Source organism: Rhizobium sp. SL42, assembly GCF_021729845.1.
In the GTDB taxonomy this organism is placed as follows: domain Bacteria; phylum Pseudomonadota; class Alphaproteobacteria; order Rhizobiales; family Rhizobiaceae; genus Allorhizobium.
Genome location: NZ_CP063398.1, coordinates 507,782 through 521,987 on the forward strand (window position 1 = coordinate 507,782; position 14,206 = coordinate 521,987).

14 protein-coding genes and 1 riboswitch are annotated in these 14,206 nt (G+C 59.9%); of the genes, 1 reads left to right on the forward strand and 13 read right to left on the reverse strand.

Annotation, left to right across the window (positions count from 1 at the left end; translation table 11 throughout):
• Positions 1-54: 54 nt before the first annotated feature.
• The 13 genes from nrdF to IM739_RS21310 all read right to left on the reverse strand — a co-directional run bounded on the left by nrdF (position 55) and on the right by IM739_RS21310 (position 13,120).
• Complete coding sequence (nrdF, locus tag IM739_RS21250) at positions 55-1,044, reverse strand: class 1b ribonucleoside-diphosphate reductase subunit beta (protein ID WP_237371228.1); 990 nt, start codon at positions 1,042-1,044, stop codon at positions 55-57.
• Positions 1,045-1,061: 17 nt separating this feature from the next.
• Positions 1,062-3,143 carry a class 1b ribonucleoside-diphosphate reductase subunit alpha gene (gene nrdE / locus IM739_RS21255; RefSeq protein ID WP_237371709.1) on the reverse strand — a complete coding sequence of 694 codons (2,082 nt, stop codon included), beginning with the start codon at positions 3,141-3,143 and terminating at the stop codon, positions 1,062-1,064.
• A 59-nt stretch (positions 3,144-3,202) separates the two neighbouring features.
• Complete coding sequence (nrdI, locus tag IM739_RS21260) at positions 3,203-3,601, reverse strand: class Ib ribonucleoside-diphosphate reductase assembly flavoprotein NrdI (RefSeq protein WP_237371710.1); 399 nt, start codon at positions 3,599-3,601, stop codon at positions 3,203-3,205.
• An 11-nt stretch (positions 3,602-3,612) separates the two neighbouring features.
• Entirely contained in the window at positions 3,613-3,834 is a 222-nt protein-coding gene (gene nrdH, locus IM739_RS21265) for a glutaredoxin-like protein NrdH (protein ID WP_237371229.1), read from the reverse strand.
• A 244-nt stretch (positions 3,835-4,078) separates the two neighbouring features.
• A riboswitch (cobalamin riboswitch) is annotated at positions 4,079-4,293 on the reverse strand.
• A 319-nt stretch (positions 4,294-4,612) separates the two neighbouring features.
• Entirely contained in the window at positions 4,613-5,398 is a 786-nt protein-coding gene (gene pcaD / locus IM739_RS21270) for a 3-oxoadipate enol-lactonase (RefSeq protein ID WP_237371230.1), read from the reverse strand.
• A 72-nt stretch (positions 5,399-5,470) separates the two neighbouring features.
• Positions 5,471-6,802 (reverse strand): MFS transporter, encoded by a 1,332-nt coding sequence (locus IM739_RS21275; RefSeq protein ID WP_237371231.1) that lies wholly within the window; start codon positions 6,800-6,802, stop codon positions 5,471-5,473.
• A gap of 42 nt (positions 6,803-6,844) precedes the next feature.
• The gene (gene benD, locus IM739_RS21280; RefSeq protein ID WP_237371232.1) at positions 6,845-7,630 is read right to left on the reverse strand and encodes a benzoate diol dehydrogenase BenD; all 786 of its coding nucleotides are present in this window, start codon (positions 7,628-7,630) and stop codon (positions 6,845-6,847) included.
• Positions 7,627-8,652 carry a benzoate 1,2-dioxygenase electron transfer component BenC gene (gene benC, locus IM739_RS21285; RefSeq protein ID WP_237371233.1) on the reverse strand — a complete coding sequence of 342 codons (1,026 nt, stop codon included), beginning with the start codon at positions 8,650-8,652 and terminating at the stop codon, positions 7,627-7,629. Before benC ends, benD begins: the two co-directional genes overlap by 4 nt.
• Before the next feature lie 37 nt (positions 8,653-8,689).
• Complete coding sequence (benB, locus tag IM739_RS21290) at positions 8,690-9,178, reverse strand: benzoate 1,2-dioxygenase small subunit (protein WP_237371234.1); 489 nt, start codon at positions 9,176-9,178, stop codon at positions 8,690-8,692.
• Positions 9,175-10,533, reverse strand: a complete 1,359-nt coding sequence (locus IM739_RS21295; RefSeq protein WP_237371235.1) for a Rieske 2Fe-2S domain-containing protein — start codon at positions 10,531-10,533, stop codon at positions 9,175-9,177. Before IM739_RS21295 ends, benB begins: the two co-directional genes overlap by 4 nt.
• A gap of 97 nt (positions 10,534-10,630) precedes the next feature.
• The gene (gene catA / locus IM739_RS21300; protein WP_237371236.1) at positions 10,631-11,569 is read right to left on the reverse strand and encodes a catechol 1,2-dioxygenase; all 939 of its coding nucleotides are present in this window, start codon (positions 11,567-11,569) and stop codon (positions 10,631-10,633) included.
• A 71-nt stretch (positions 11,570-11,640) separates the two neighbouring features.
• Positions 11,641-11,931, reverse strand: a complete 291-nt coding sequence (gene catC / locus IM739_RS21305) for a muconolactone Delta-isomerase (RefSeq protein WP_237371237.1) — start codon at positions 11,929-11,931, stop codon at positions 11,641-11,643.
• A 10-nt stretch (positions 11,932-11,941) separates the two neighbouring features.
• The gene (locus IM739_RS21310) at positions 11,942-13,120 is read right to left on the reverse strand and encodes a muconate/chloromuconate family cycloisomerase (RefSeq protein WP_237371238.1); all 1,179 of its coding nucleotides are present in this window, start codon (positions 13,118-13,120) and stop codon (positions 11,942-11,944) included.
• 138 nt (positions 13,121-13,258) lie between these two features.
• On the opposite strand from IM739_RS21310, the gene IM739_RS21315 reads away from it, so the two are divergent.
• Complete coding sequence (locus tag IM739_RS21315; RefSeq protein WP_237371239.1) at positions 13,259-14,182, forward strand: LysR family transcriptional regulator; 924 nt, start codon at positions 13,259-13,261, stop codon at positions 14,180-14,182.
• Positions 14,183-14,206: the final 24 nt, after the last annotated feature.

The following is a 14,206-nucleotide window of genomic DNA, read 5'->3' on the forward strand; positions in this document are numbered from 1 at the left end:
ACCACCGACCGCCTTCCCTTTGACGAATATCCATCCCGGCTACTATTTCCAGGATCAAAAATCCCAGTCTTCGTCCTCGGTCGCCACCGCCTTGCCGATGACATAGGATGAACCGGAACCTGAGAAGAAATCGTGGTTCTCGTCTGCGTTTGGAGAGAGCGCAGAGAGGATTGCCGGATTGACCTTGCAGGCTTCCGGCGGGAATAGCGCCTCATAGCCGAGATTCATCAATGCCTTGTTGGCATTGTAGTGTAGGAATTTCTTCACATCCTCGGTCAGGCCGACTCCGTCATAGAGATCTTCTGTGTAGCGCGCCTCGTTGTCGTAGAGTTCGAGCATCAGGTCGAAGGCGAAGTCCTTGATCTCCTGGCGACGCGCTTCCGGCTCGCGCTCGAGTGCGCGCTGGAACTTGTAGCCGATATAGTAGCCATGCACCGCCTCGTCGCGGATGATAAGCCGGATCAGGTCGGCGGTGTTGGTAAGCTTGGCGCGGCTCGACCAGTACATCGGCAGGTAGAAGCCGGAATAGAACAGGAAGCTTTCGAGGAAGACGGACGCTACCTTTTTCTTCAGGGGGTCTGCGCCGTCATACTGCTCCATGATCAATGCCGACTTCTTTTGCAGGAACTCGTTTTCCTCCGACCAGCGATAGGCATCGTCGACATCCGGCGTCGAGCAGAGCGTCGAGAAGATCGAGGAATAGGAGCGCGCATGAACCGCTTCCATGAAGGAGATGTTGGAGAGCACGGCCTCCTCATGGCTGGTCTGGGTGTCGGCCATCAATCGCACCGCGCCGACCCCGTTCTGGATCGTGTCGAGCAATGTCAGCCCGGTGAAGACACGGATCGTCAGCGTCTGCTCTTCAGGCCTCAGCATAGCCCATGAGGGGATGTCGTTTGATAGCGGCACCTTTTCCGGGAGCCAGAAATTCGAGGTGAGCCGGTTCCAGACCTCGAGATCCTTGTCGTCCTCTATGCGGTTCCAGTTGACCGCGCGGATGGTACTGGCCGGTCGAGTTGACTTGCTCTTAACTTGGATGTTCATGCGATTGATCCTTGCTGTCATAGCGCACAGGAAACGCAGCCCTGCACTTCCGTGCCGGTCAGCGCCATCTGGCGAAGGCGGATGTAGTAGATGGTCTTGATGCCTTTTTTCCACGCGTAGATCTGGGCACGATTGATGTCGAGGGTGGTCGCAGTGTCACGGAAGAACAGCGTCAGCGACAGGCCCTGGTCGACATGCTGCGTGGCCGCCGCATAGGTGTCGATAATCTTCTCCGGCCCGATCTCATAGGCATCCTGGTAATACTCGACATTCTCATTGGTGAGATATGCGGCCGGATAGTAGACGCGGCCGATCTTGCCTTCCTTGCGGATTTCGATCTTCGAGACGATCGGATGGATCGAGGAGGTCGAGTGGTTGATGTAGGAGATCGAGCCCGTCGGGGGGACTGCCTGGAGGTTCTGATTGTAGAGACCGCTCGTGATGACGGCGGCTTTCAATTCCATCCAGTCGTCCTGCGTCGGAACGTGGATGCCGGCCTTTTCGAAGAGTTCGGCAACTTTCTCCGTCGCCGGCTTCCATTCCCGCGCGGTATATTTGTCGAAATACTCGCCCGAGGCATATTTGGAGTTTGCGAAGCCCTTGAAGCTTCGTCCCTTCTCCACCGCGAGACGGTTTGAAGCCCTCAGCGCGTGATAGGTCACCGTGTAAAAGTAGATATTGGTGAAATCGATGCCTTCTTCCGAGCCGTAGAAGATGTGCTCGCGGGCGAGATAGCCGTGCAGGTTCATCTGTCCGAGGCCGATAGCATGACTATCGTCATTGCCCTTGGCGACGGAGGGAACCGAGGTGATGTTGCTCATTTCGGAGACGGCGGTCAGCGCCCGGATCGAGGTCTCGATCGTCTTGCCGAAGTCGGATGAATCCATCGCGGACGCAATGTTCAAGGATCCGAGATTGCAGGAAATGTCCTTGCCCATCTCTGCATAAGAGAGATCCTCGTTGAAGCGGCTTGCCTCACTCACCTGCAGGATTTCCGAGCAGAGATTGCTCATGGATATGCGGCCGGTGATCGGGTTTTCCCGGTTCACCGTGTCCTCGAACATGATGTAGGGATAGCCGCTTTCGAACTGGATCTCGGCGATCACCTGGAAGAAGTCCCGCGCCTTGATCTTCTTCTTGGCGATACGCGCATCCTCGACCATCTCGCGATATTTCTCCGTCACCGAGATTTCGGTGAAGGCCACGCCATAGACCCGCTCCACGTCATGCGGCGAAAACAGATACATGTCCTCGTTGTTCTTCGCGAGTTCGAAGGTGATGTCGGGAATGACGACGCCGAGCGACAGCGTCTTGATGCGGATCTTCTCGTCGGCATTCTCGCGCTTGGTATCGAGGAAGCGCATGATATCGGGGTGGTGGGCATGCAGATAGACGGCGCCCGCACCTTGGCGCGCGCCAAGCTGGTTGGCGTAGGAAAAGGAATCCTCCAGCAGCTTCATCACCGGAATGACGCCGGAAGACTGGTTCTCGATCTGCTTGATCGGCGCGCCCATCTCTCTGATATTGGTGAGCGACAGCGCCACGCCACCGCCGCGTTTGGAGAGCTGCAGGGCCGAATTGATCGAGCGGCCGATGCTCTCCATGTTGTCTTCGACCCGCAGCAGAAAGCAGGAAACAAGCTCGCCGCGCTGCTTCTTGCCGGCATTGAGGAAGGTCGGCGTCGCCGGCTGGAAACGGCCGGAGATGATCTCGTCGACCAGATCGCGGGCAAGCTGTTCATTGCCGCGCGCCAGCGTTAGCGCCACCATGCAGACGCGGTCCTCATAGCGCTCCAGGTAGCGCTTTCCATCGAAGGTCTTCAACGTATAGGAGGTGTAGTATTTGAATGCGCCGAGAAAGGTGGGAAAGCGGAACTTGCGGCCATAGGCGTCATCGAAGAGGTCGCGGACGAAATTGAACGCATACTGGTCTAGCACTTCGCGCTCGTAGTATTCCTCCGCCACCAGGTAATCGAGCTTCTCCCGGAGGTTATGGAAGAAGACTGTGTTCTGGTTGACGTGCTCAAGGAAATACTGCTTGGCCGCCTGCCGGTCCTTGTCGAACTGGATTTTGCCCTCCTCGTCATAGAGGTTCAGCATGGCGTTCAGCGCATGATAATCATGCGTGCCTTCGGTGGGGGTGCCCGTCTTAGTATGGGTCAGCGTGTCCAAAATCGTTCCAGTCCCTGTCTGACGGCGGCAACGTCTTCTTGCGTTCCGAGAAGCTCGAACCGGTAGAGGAGTGGCACGCCGCATTTGTCGGCGATGATCTTGCCGGCGCGCCCATAGGCCTCGCCGAAGTTCGTGTTGCCCGCCGCGATCACGCCGCGGAGGAGATGTCGGGTCTGTGGATTGTTGAGAAACCGGATGACGGGCTTCGGTACCGCACCCTTATCCCCACCGCCGCCATAGGTCGGCGTAATCAGCACAAAGGGCTCACTGGGCATCGGCGGCTCGTCCGTTCCATCGATCGGCAGACGCAAGGCGTCGCCCCCGATCTTCTCAACGAAGCGGCGGGTGTTTTCCGATCGGCTAGAGAAGTAGACGAGACCGCCCATCATCGTGGGCCTTAAGCCAACGCGCTGATCATGTCGGGGCGGAAGCCCGCCCAATGCTGCTCACCGGCGATGACAACCGGCACCTGACGATAACCAAGTTCGGACACGAGTGCGAAGGCCTGCGCATCCTCGGAGACATCGACCACAGTATAGTCGATGCCCTGACGATCAAGGGCGCGAGTGGTGGCGGTGCATTGAACGCAGGCGGGCTTGGAATAGACGGTGATCGACATGAGTTCCTCGTGGAGAATGGACGCAGAAGGGAGCGGCCGGACTGGCGTCAGCCGGAGCGAAATGGTCAATGTGGAAATGGCGGTACGAAAAGCCGCAGTCGGAAGGACTACGGGTCAGTGATGGTCTGGAATGACATGTTCATGGCCTTCACCCCGAAGCAGACGATTTGACGGGGGAGCGAGAACGGCGCACACCCGGTTTCATCCGGACACGATCAACCGCACCCTGCCGAGCACCCCGCCGGCGGACGTATCTTTCAAGGCAGGTCTCCTGGCTCACGGGTCACAGCACTTGTTCCGCCTTCCCGGGAAAACCCAGTGGCATGATGGAGCAGGCACTCGCCGTTCACAGTTGCGGGGGCAGCCTCGGCTTATCGGACCTCATGTCCGCTACCGAATTCCCGTCTTAGCCCTTGATCCGCTGACGAATCGATGGGAACCTCGAACACTACATATAGTAGACGAGACAATACTTCCGTCAACAGATACGATTCACCTAGCCCGAATTTGACGGGGATAACCGGAACTCGCCTCTGCTACCCGTCGGCACTAGCCCTGATAACCGGGGCTTTCTCGGCCTTGCGCAGTGGCGAATGCATATGGTGGATGCGCAACCCATGTCATTGGAACACCGCATAACAGCGAAGGCACCGATCGGTGCCACCTTCGAGCGCACCGTGTCGAAGGTAGTCACCACGCCTTCTGGTCGATTGCACGCGGCTCACGAAGAGGCCGATCATTCGGCAGTCTGGCGCACTCTCTTCTCGCATGGATCGGCTCAGCCGTTTTGCAGAAAATCGGAAAGCACGGCATTGAACGCTGCTGACGATTCGATGTTGACGATATGACGTCCTGCCAGCGCAACATGCCGCCCACGCTGCACATTCGCGGCAATCGCCTTGAGGTCTGAAGGTGGGCAGACCGCATCGTCTTCGCCGGAAACTGTCAGCAAAGAATGGTATATCCGGTCAAGCTCGCCGCGAAGATCAGCATCTGCTAGCGCCGAGCAGCAACCGACGTAACCCTCTGGGCTTGTTGCGGCGAAACGGTCGAGAATGCCACCCACCAGCTCCGGCTCTGCTAGGGTGAAATCAGGTGTGAACCACCGATCTGAGGTGGCTACGACCAGCCCGCCGAGACCGCTCTTCCGCACGGCTTGCATGCGGTCTTCCCAGCCGTCGCTTGTCCCGATCCGGGCGGCGGTGGCGCAGAGGACGACCTTGCCCAGGCGATCGCCGGCATGGATGGCAAGCCATTGTCCGGTCAGGCCGCCGATAGAGAGGCCGCAAAAATGCACCCGGTCGATGTTCAACGCATCGAGCAGCGCCAGAACGTCGCCGCCGAGATCGGAAAGCGCATAACGAGCCGGTGGAGCGGAAGACCGGCCGTGGCCGCGCCTGTCGTAGCGCAGCACCCGGTAAGTCTGCGTCAGTGCGGCCACCTGCCTGTCCCACATGCCGAGGTCGGTACCGAGCGAATTGCAGAACAGCAACCACGGTCTGCCGGCGACATCGCCGTCGATTCGATAGTGAAGACGATGGCCGGCAAGATCGAGATAGGGCATGGCGGGCGGCTTTCGGCGTGACACGGAGGGATGGGACGACCGGCGGGCAGCGCCACGCCGGTCGACGATTTTTCATGCCACGGCGAGTTGCGCCGCTTCGGTGCGACGGGCATTGCTGACGGCGAAGATCAGCATGGCGAGCGCCGAGACCATGGCAGGGATGGCGAAAATTAGAAAGTTCTGCTGCAACGGCAGTTCCCTGGCCAGCAGCACGCCGCCGAGCGTCGGCCCCACGATTGCACCGATGCGGCCGACACCCGAAGCCCAACCCAGCCCCGTAGAGCGAACGGAAAGGTTGTAGAGCTGCGCGACACTGGCATAAAGCAGGATCTGCGTGCCGATGGTGGTGGCGCCGGCGACGAAAACCAGCAGGAACAGGAGACCCGCCGACGGGGTGTAGCCGATCAGTGCGATCGAAGCGGCGGCAGCGAGAAAGTAGCCGACCACCACTTTCGGCAGACCAAAACGATCCCCCAGCCAGCCGCCGGCGATGGCCCCTGCCATACCGCCGAAGTTCAGCGAAAAAAGACTGAGCAAGCTTGCCTTCTCGGCATAGCCGGCCTCCTGAAGAACCTTCGGCAACCACGACGACAGAAGATAGACCAGCAGAAGGCAGCAGAAGAACGCGACCCAGAGCATGACCGTGCGTAGCGCACGCTGGTGGCGGAAGAGCTCAGCAATTGAGGCGGATGCGCCCCTCTTCTCCGTGAAGACCAGCGTATCGCCGCTTTCGAGCCGGGCGGATGGTGCGATCCGTGCGTAAATGCGACGGGCCTTTTCCTGCTCCCCCTGGCGGATGAGAAAACCGAGCGATTCCGGGAGCTTCCAGAGGACGAATGGCAGGAGCAGCAGCGGCACCGCCGCGACGAAGAACATCGGCTTCCAGCCATAGTGCGGAATGAGGCCGATACCAAGGCCAGCCGCCACCATGCCGCCGACCGAGTATCCGGAAAACATCAGTGCGACCATGGTACCGCGAAGACGCTTGGGCGCATATTCGTTCATCAGCGCCACAGCATTCGGCATCAGGCCTCCGCAGCCGAGACCGGCAAAAAAGCGGAAGAGCTTGAACTGATCCGGCGTATTGGCAAAACCGGTCAGAAGCGTGGCGACGGTGAACAGCAGGAAGCTGATCGCAATGCCCTTCTTGCGGCCGATCCTGTCGGCCAACGGACCGAAAATCAGCGCTCCGAACATCATGCCGAACAGCGCCCATGCCTGAAGCGTACCGGCCTGCGGTTTGGTCAGGCCCCATTCGGCGATCAGCGTGGGCAAGACCGTGCCGGCGACGAACACGTCGTAGCCATCGACGACCAACAGCAGCGCGCAGAGCGCGACCACCGTCCATTGGAACCTCCCAAAGGGCCCGCTGTCTATGATCTCATTTACATCGATATTGCGCATGGTCACTCCTCCCCGAGTCGTTACGCATTCAGTTGCAAGGCTTCAGCCGAGATCTCCCCCGGCAACCGGCAGCACGCTGCCGGTAATGTAGGATGCCTCTTCCGAGGCAAGGAAAAGGATCGGCGCTGCCTGCTCCTCGATGGTGCCGTAGCGACGCATGAAGCTCGATTGCTTCACCTGGCTCACGACCTCGCCCATCCAGGCCTTCTCCTTCTCCGTATCACCGGCCGCATTGCGCGGAATACGACGCGGCGGTGCTTCCGTTCCGCCGGGCGCAGTTGCGACCACGCGAATGTTTTGGTCCGCCAGTTCCATGGCCAACGATTGGGTAATTGCGTTCACGCCGCCTTTTGCCGCCGAATAGGGGCCGCGATATATGCCGCGTGTCGCATTGGACGAAACATTGATGATTGTGCCGCGACCGCGCGCAAGAAAATGCGACAATACGGCATGACAGCAATAGAGCGTGGGCATGAGCGAGCGACGGATTTCCGCATCGATCTGTTGTGGCTCGAACTCGGCGAAGGGCCGCATTCGGATCGCCCCACCGACATTGTTGATCAGGATATCGACGCCGCCGAATGTTTCGGAGGCAAAGCCCATGGCTGCGGCGGCTCCCTCATAGGTCTCGAGGTCAGCGCTGAAGGCGGCCGCTTCGCCCTCCGCTTCCGCTGCCACCGCGGCAACAAAATCGGCGCGGTCAACGAACAGAATCCGGCCACCCTCTTTTGCCGCGCGAAGCGCAACCGCGCGACCAATGCCCTGTGCCGCGCCGGTCACCACCAGCACCTTGCCGGCAAACCGGCCCGGAAAATACCTCGGGCTCATGCCGCTTCCCTCGCAGGAGCATTTGGCGTGAACTTTTCGTAGTGGAAGTTTGCAGGTAACACGCCGGTCACGTCAAAATGCCGGCGGACCGCATCGACCATCGGCGGCGGACCACAGAGGTAAACATCGACGTCACCCCCGTGCAGGACTTCGGCCGGCATATGCTGCGTCACCCAGCCCTTGTGCGGGTGGTTTGAAACCTCATCTGCCACAACAGTTATGAAGGAAAAGTTCAGCAGGCGGGCGGCATAGGCCGCGATCTCTTCGACAAGCACCAGGTCAAGGTCACGGGTCACCCCGTAGATCATGTGGATCACTTGCTCTGAGCCTGCACGCGCCAGAACCTCCAGCATGGAGAGAAACGGCGCGAGCCCCGTGCCACCGGCAAGAAAAAGCAGCGGGCGTTTCACCTCGCGCAGATAGAAGCTCCCAAGCGGCCCGGTAATGTCGAGCCGATCGCCGGGTTTCGCGTCGGCAAGCCAGTTGCTCATCACGCCGCCTGGGATCTTTTTGATCAGGAATCCCAGGCGCTTGTCGCCGGGAGCCGAGGAGAAGGAATAGGACCGGCTCTGTCCGCTACCGGGCACATCGATATTGACATACTGACCAGGCAGGAAGGCGGGTGCGGCAGTTGCGTCCACATCCAGTTCCAGAACAATCGCCGCATCGTGGTGCGGCGTCACGGCCGCAACGGTCGCAGAGAATTTCTGGTGTCCGGTCTTGCAGGCGAGCGAGGTCGTCGGGATCGTCAGAACGCAGTCGGACGTCGGCCTCATCTGGCAGGTCAGCACCATCCCGCTTCCGGCTTCGTCGGCGGTCAAGGCATCCTCGATGTAGTCGTCGCCAAGGTCGTAGCTGCCGCTTTCGGCGCGACATTTGCAGGTGCCGCATACGCCATCGGAACAATCCATCGGCAGGTTGATCTTGGCGCGATAGGCGGCGTCTAGAAGCTTCTCGCCGCTGTTGCATCCGATGAAACGCGTTACGCCATCCTCAAAATTCAATGCGATCTGGTAGCACATGGTTTCTCCTCCCAGTCGTGACTGCACAAAGCCGGTATCAGATGTGATAAACGTCGATTACCTGGCGGATGTAATCGTTCTTCAGAACGATTTTCTTGTTCGATATCAGCAGCTTGTCGCCATCTTTCCGCAACGTGACGAACATCGTGCCAAAGAATTGGTCGGTGACCTTGTAGCGATGATTGAGCGTGTGGAAGTTGTAGCGCACGTCCACCTCCCCGCCCCTTTCAGCCATCACCTCGACATTGGTCACGTTGTGGCTGGTGCGCGGCTCCGGCGTCGAGGCGCCGGAGCGCTCGGTCTTGATGCGGAAGACCCGGTCTTCCAGCCCATCACGGTTGGGATAGAAGATCAGCGAAATCTGCGAGTGAGGATCCTCGGTGATCGCATCGTCATCGTCCCAGGCTGGCATCCAGTAGGTAACGTCGGGCGCATAACAGGTGAGCCATTCGTCCCATTGCCGATCGTCGAGGAAGCGCGCTTCGCGGAAGAGGAAAGCACAGATGCTGTCATAGGGAATGCTCATGCGACCACTCCCTGTCTTTCCGCCGCCAGTGCCTCACGCATGACGGTCACCCAGTATTCGTGCTGTCGCACGAACAGTCCCTCGTCCTCGCTGCGCTCGCCCGAGAGCAGCGGCTTAAGTCCCATCCGCTTGGCATTGTCATCGGGACCATCAATCCATAGTGGCGCGCCACGCGACAGGTCGTTCCACAAGGCCGCCGTGCCGGCATAGCCGGACTGGCAGGCACGGAATTCCTCCAGATCGTCTGCCGTGCCCATGCCGGAGACGTTGAAGAAATCCTCGTACTGCCGGATCCGCACGGCTCGGTCCTCGGCGCTTTCACCCTTCGGCGCGAAACAGAAGATGCTGATCTCCGTCTTGTCGACGCTGATCGGGCGCGTCACGCGAATCTGCGTCGAGAACTGGTCCATCAGGAAGACGTTCGGATAGATGCAGAGGTTGCGCGTCTGGTTGATGATAAAGTCGGCCTTTTCCTCACCGACACGCGCCTTGATTTCCTCGCGCTGACCGTAGACCGGGCGCACCTCCGGGTTCATCGTATTTGTCCAGAGCAGGATATGGCCGTTCTCGAAACCATAAACGCCGGCGACCGACTTGCTCCACGAATTGGCGTCGACCGCCTTGGTACCCTCTTCCTTGCGGCGTCCCATAGTGGCCGCATAGTTCCAGTGCACGGACGAGACGTGATAACCATCGCAGCCGTTTTCCATCTGGAGCTTCCAGTTGCCGTCATAGATGTAGGAAGAATTTCCGCGCAGCACTTCCAGACCCTGGGGCGCCTGATCGACGATCTGGTCGATGATGACCCGTGCCTCGCCGAGATAGTCGACGAGCGGTGCGACATCTTCCTTGAGGCTGCCGAACAGGAAACCGCGATAGTTCTCGAAGCGCGCGACACGCGTCAGATCGTGCGAACCGTTCTTGGCGAATTGCTCCGGATACTGGGTCGACTTCTCGTCCTTCACCTTCAGGAGTTTGCCCGTGTTGGAAAAAGTCCAACCGTGGAACGGGCAGGTGAAGCTGCCCTTGTTGCCATGCTTGCGCCTACAGAGCATTGCACCACGGTGGGCGCAGGCGTTGATGACGGCATTCAACGCACCGGTCTTGTCGCGCGTGATGACGACAGGCTGCCGGCCGATATAGGTGGTATAATAATCGTTGTTCTCCGGGACCTGGCTTTCATGCGCCAGATAGACCCAGTTGCTTTCGAAGATGTGTTTCATTTCAAGTGCGAACAGGTCTTCGTCGGTGAAGATGTCGCGGCGGCAACGGAATGTGCCGGCTTCATGATCGTCCTCAACGGCAGTGGCAAGCAGATGATCGAGGTCACGTGCCTTATCGATAATCGCGGACATGGCTTCTCTCCCGCAAGAGGCGGCTTTCCGGGCGCGCGCTTGCAACGATGTCAATGATCGGGGTGGTATGGGCGGCCCTGGCAAAGCCGCCGTATGATCAGGCCGCGGCGCGCTTGCGCTGCTCGTTGATCTGGTTGTCGACACCATCGACCAGCGCCGTCAGGTGGATATCGAACACGATCTCGGCAAAAGGCCCCTGGAGGCTATTGGCCGCGATGCTCGCCGCGTCGGTGCGTTCGATCACCGGCGGAACCAGGCCGTCGCGCGTCGCATAGGCAAAATCGTCATGAACCAGCGGGTCGCCTTCGATGTTGATCTGCGTTGTCAGTTTGCGGTGGCCTTCGGCGCTGATGAAGAAATGGATATGCGCGGGGCGCTGGCCGTGGCGACCGAGAGCAGAGAGAAGCCGCTCCGTCGGGCTGCCCGGTGGCACACCGTAACCGTTCGGCACGATGCTGCGAAATTTGTAACAGCCCTTGTCGTCGGCAACGATGGTGCGGCGCATGTTGAATGGCGCCTGCTTACCCGTCGGGTCGAAATGCGAATAGAAACCGCGAGTATCACAGTGCCAGACCTCCACGGTCGCACCCGGCAACGGCTTGCCGCCGGCATCATAGACAGTCCCATGCATGACCAGCGTATGGCCATTCGTGTCCGCGCCGTCGTCGAGACGGGCAAACCCCTTCGAGACCGGCGCACCGGCCACATAGAGCGGCCCTTCGATGGTCCGCGGGGTCGGGTTGTCAATGCCGAGTTCCGCGTCGATTGCATCGAGGCGCTCGTCAAGGAAGTGGTCGAGACCAAGGCCGGGCGAGATCAGGCCCGCTTGTCCCGTCGCGCCGATCTCGTTGAGCCAGGCGATGGCTGTCCAGTATTCGTCCGGGGTAATATCGAGATCATCGATTGTTCTGAATAGGTCCGACATGATCCTGTGCACGACCTGTTTGACGCGCGGATTGCCGCCGTCTTTATCGAGCCCGCTCAGGACCTTCAGGAAATCCTGGACATCGGGTCTGCCAAAAATCTTCACACTCATTTCATCCTCCACTCGGGTTTGCTTCAAAAAAGGTGGCGGATCCATCCTCCAGGACCCCGCCTACGAAACTGTCAGGTGTCATCGTCCCGGACCGACGAAGGATGGCGCACGAGGGGCGCCACCTGGATCTGCATGAACTTGAACAGCGGCAGGCCGGACAGGATCTCGTGCAACTCGGCATTGTCCTTCACGTCGAAGACGCTGTAGTTCGCGTAGGCCCCGGCGATGCGCCAGATATGCCGCCATTTGCCGCTCGCCTGCAGCGCCTGCGAATAGGCCTTTTCCCGCGCAATGATCTCGGCGGCCTCCGCCTGCGGCAAATCGCCGGGAATATTCACATCCATCCGTACGTGAAAAAGCATTGTCCTCTCCTCACCCTGCGCTGATCGTCTTGCGCAGACCATCGCGGGCGAAGAACGCGACCCGCTCCTCATCCAGTTCGATGCCGAGCCCCGGTCCGTCCGGCACGGCAAGCTCGAAGTCGCTGTAGTCCAGCGGTCTCGCGAGAATTTCTTCCGTCAGAAGCAGCGGACCAAACAGTTCCGTGCCCCATTGCAGGTTGGCAAACGTCGAGAAGACCTGCGCCGAGGCGATCGTGCCAACCGCACCCTCAAGCATGGTCCCGCCGTAGAGCCCGATCCCGGCCGCGTCCGCGATAGCCGCAACGCGCTGTGCGCCGTAGAGGCCACCACTCTGCGCGATCTTGACGGCGAAGACGTCTGCGCCGGCAATTATTGCAATTTCGAAGGCGGATTCCGGCCCCGTCAGCGCCTCGTCGGCCATCAGTGCCACGGGGAAACGGCGCACCAACCGGGCAAGGGTCGCAGTTGAGGCGACGGGTTGCTCGACCAAGTCGCAACCGGCATCGGCCAGCGCCGCCATGCCATAAGCCGCTTCGGTCTCGCTCCATGCCATGTTGACATCGACCCGGACCGCGCCTCGTTCCCCAAGCGCCTGCTTGATCGCGGAGACATGGGCGATGTCCTCCTTCAACCCCTTCGCTCCGATCTTCAGCTTGAAGATGCGGTGACGGCGCAGTCCGAGCATTCGCTCCGCCTCTGCGATATCCTTGGCCGTGTCGCCGGAGGCAAGGGTCCAGGCAACCGGCAGACGGTCGCGACGGCGACCGCCCAAAAGCTCGCTGACCGGCAGGCCGAGCCGCTTGCCATGCGCATCGAGCAGCGCCGTTTCCACTGCACTCTTGGCGAAGCGATTCTCCTTCACCATCTTGCCAATGCGCGCCATCAGTACCTGCACGCGGGCGGCATCCTGTCCGACCAAAACCGGCGCGAAATAGGTATCGATTGCGAGCTTCATGCCCTCGGGACTCTCCCCGCCATAGGCGAGCCCGCCGATGGTCGTACCTTCGCCAATGCCGACGATCCCGTCGCTGCAATGGATCTTCACGAGCATCAAGGTCTGCCCGTCCATCGTGGCGACCGATAATTTATGCGGTCGGATGGTTGGCAGGTCGACGAGCAGAGTCTCGATCCGCTCGACGGTGGGAGCGGTGCTTGCAGTCGGTGCAATGGGTGAAAATAGCTTGTTCATGCCGCGATCCTGCGGCAGCGGGGACCAGTTCGTCCAACACCATTTGCGTTGGACACTATACCTCTTGGGTATAGTATTGGGAAAATCGCCGCAGGGCGAGACTTACCGCAGCGCAACATACCCAAACAAGGAGAGAAAATGGATCTTCGTCAGCTCCGTTATTTCGTTGCGGTCGCGCGCGAACGCAATTTCACCCGCGCAGCGGAAATCCTGCATATCGCGCAGCCTCCACTTAGCCGGCAGATCCAGTTGCTGGAGGAAGAACTGGGCGTCCCGCTGATCATCCGAAAAAGCCGGCCGGTGCGACTGACGGAGGCGGGACGGCTCTTCTATGAGCAATCCCTGCAGGTTCTCGGCCGGGTCGAACAGATGCGCACGGCGACACGCCGGGTGGGGCTGAACCAGAACAGCATCTTTTCCATCGGCTTTGTCGCCTCCACCCTCTATGGCGGCTTGCCATCGCTGGTCCGCAAGCTCCGTCAGCACGCGCCGGAACTCGATATCCAGCTTCTCGAAATGGTCTCGGTACAACAGATCCCGGCCTTGAAGGAAGGGCGCATCGACATCGGCTTCGGCCGCCTGCGCCACAGCGATCCCAACGTCACCGGCATCGTACTGCGCGAGGAACGATTGGTGGTTGCCATTCCGAAGGGCACGCCGCTCGCCGAAAGCAACAGCCCCCTTCCCGTCGCCGCGCTCGCCGACCGGAAGATCATCGTCTACCCGAAGGAGCCACGACCGAGCTATGCCGATCAGGTGCTCAGTCTGCTGCAGGGCCACGACGCCCGCCCTTCCGAGGTCCACGAGGTCCGAGAGATCCAGACTGCGCTCGGTCTCGTTGCCGCAGATGCAGGCCTGTGCATCATTCCCGCCTCAGCCCGCCAGATGCGCTCAGACGTGCACTACCGGCTGATTGAGGAGAAAGACTTTACCTCTCCAGTCATCCTCAACCAGCGAGCCGGCGACACTTCTCCCTCCATCGGCCTGGTCAAGATGCTCATCCAGGAAATGTATGCCGAAAAGCCGCCTTGGCTGGACACCGACAACAATTACATCCCCTGAGCGCGCTAAGCTTGTCGGGTTTGC

Bases quoted from the DNA above. Each gene is read 5' to 3' on its own strand.
- nrdF (WP_237371228.1), bottom strand. From the start codon at position 1,044: ATGAACATCCAAGTTAAGAGCAAGTCAACTCGACCGGCCAGTACCATC.
- nrdE (WP_237371709.1), bottom strand. From the start codon at position 3,143: ATGCTGAACCTCTATGACGAGGAGGGCAAAATCCAGTTCGACAAGGAC.
- nrdI (WP_237371710.1), bottom strand. From the start codon at position 3,601: ATGGGCGGTCTCGTCTACTTCTCTAGCCGATCGGAAAACACCCGCCGC.
- nrdH (WP_237371229.1), bottom strand. From the start codon at position 3,834: ATGTCGATCACCGTCTATTCCAAGCCCGCCTGCGTTCAATGCACCGCC.
- pcaD (WP_237371230.1), bottom strand. From the start codon at position 5,398: ATGCCCTATCTCGATCTTGCCGGCCATCGTCTTCACTATCGAATCGAC.
- IM739_RS21275 (WP_237371231.1), bottom strand. From the start codon at position 6,802: ATGCGCAATATCGATGTAAATGAGATCATAGACAGCGGGCCCTTTGGG.
- benD (WP_237371232.1), bottom strand. From the start codon at position 7,630: ATGAGCCCGAGGTATTTTCCGGGCCGGTTTGCCGGCAAGGTGCTGGTG.
- benC (WP_237371233.1), bottom strand. From the start codon at position 8,652: ATGTGCTACCAGATCGCATTGAATTTTGAGGATGGCGTAACGCGTTTC.
- benB (WP_237371234.1), bottom strand. From the start codon at position 9,178: ATGAGCATTCCCTATGACAGCATCTGTGCTTTCCTCTTCCGCGAAGCG.
- IM739_RS21295 (WP_237371235.1), bottom strand. From the start codon at position 10,533: ATGTCCGCGATTATCGATAAGGCACGTGACCTCGATCATCTGCTTGCC.
- catA (WP_237371236.1), bottom strand. From the start codon at position 11,569: ATGAGTGTGAAGATTTTTGGCAGACCCGATGTCCAGGATTTCCTGAAG.
- catC (WP_237371237.1), bottom strand. From the start codon at position 11,931: ATGCTTTTTCACGTACGGATGGATGTGAATATTCCCGGCGATTTGCCG.
- IM739_RS21310 (WP_237371238.1), bottom strand. From the start codon at position 13,120: ATGAACAAGCTATTTTCACCCATTGCACCGACTGCAAGCACCGCTCCC.
- IM739_RS21315 (WP_237371239.1), top strand. From the start codon at position 13,259: ATGGATCTTCGTCAGCTCCGTTATTTCGTTGCGGTCGCGCGCGAACGC.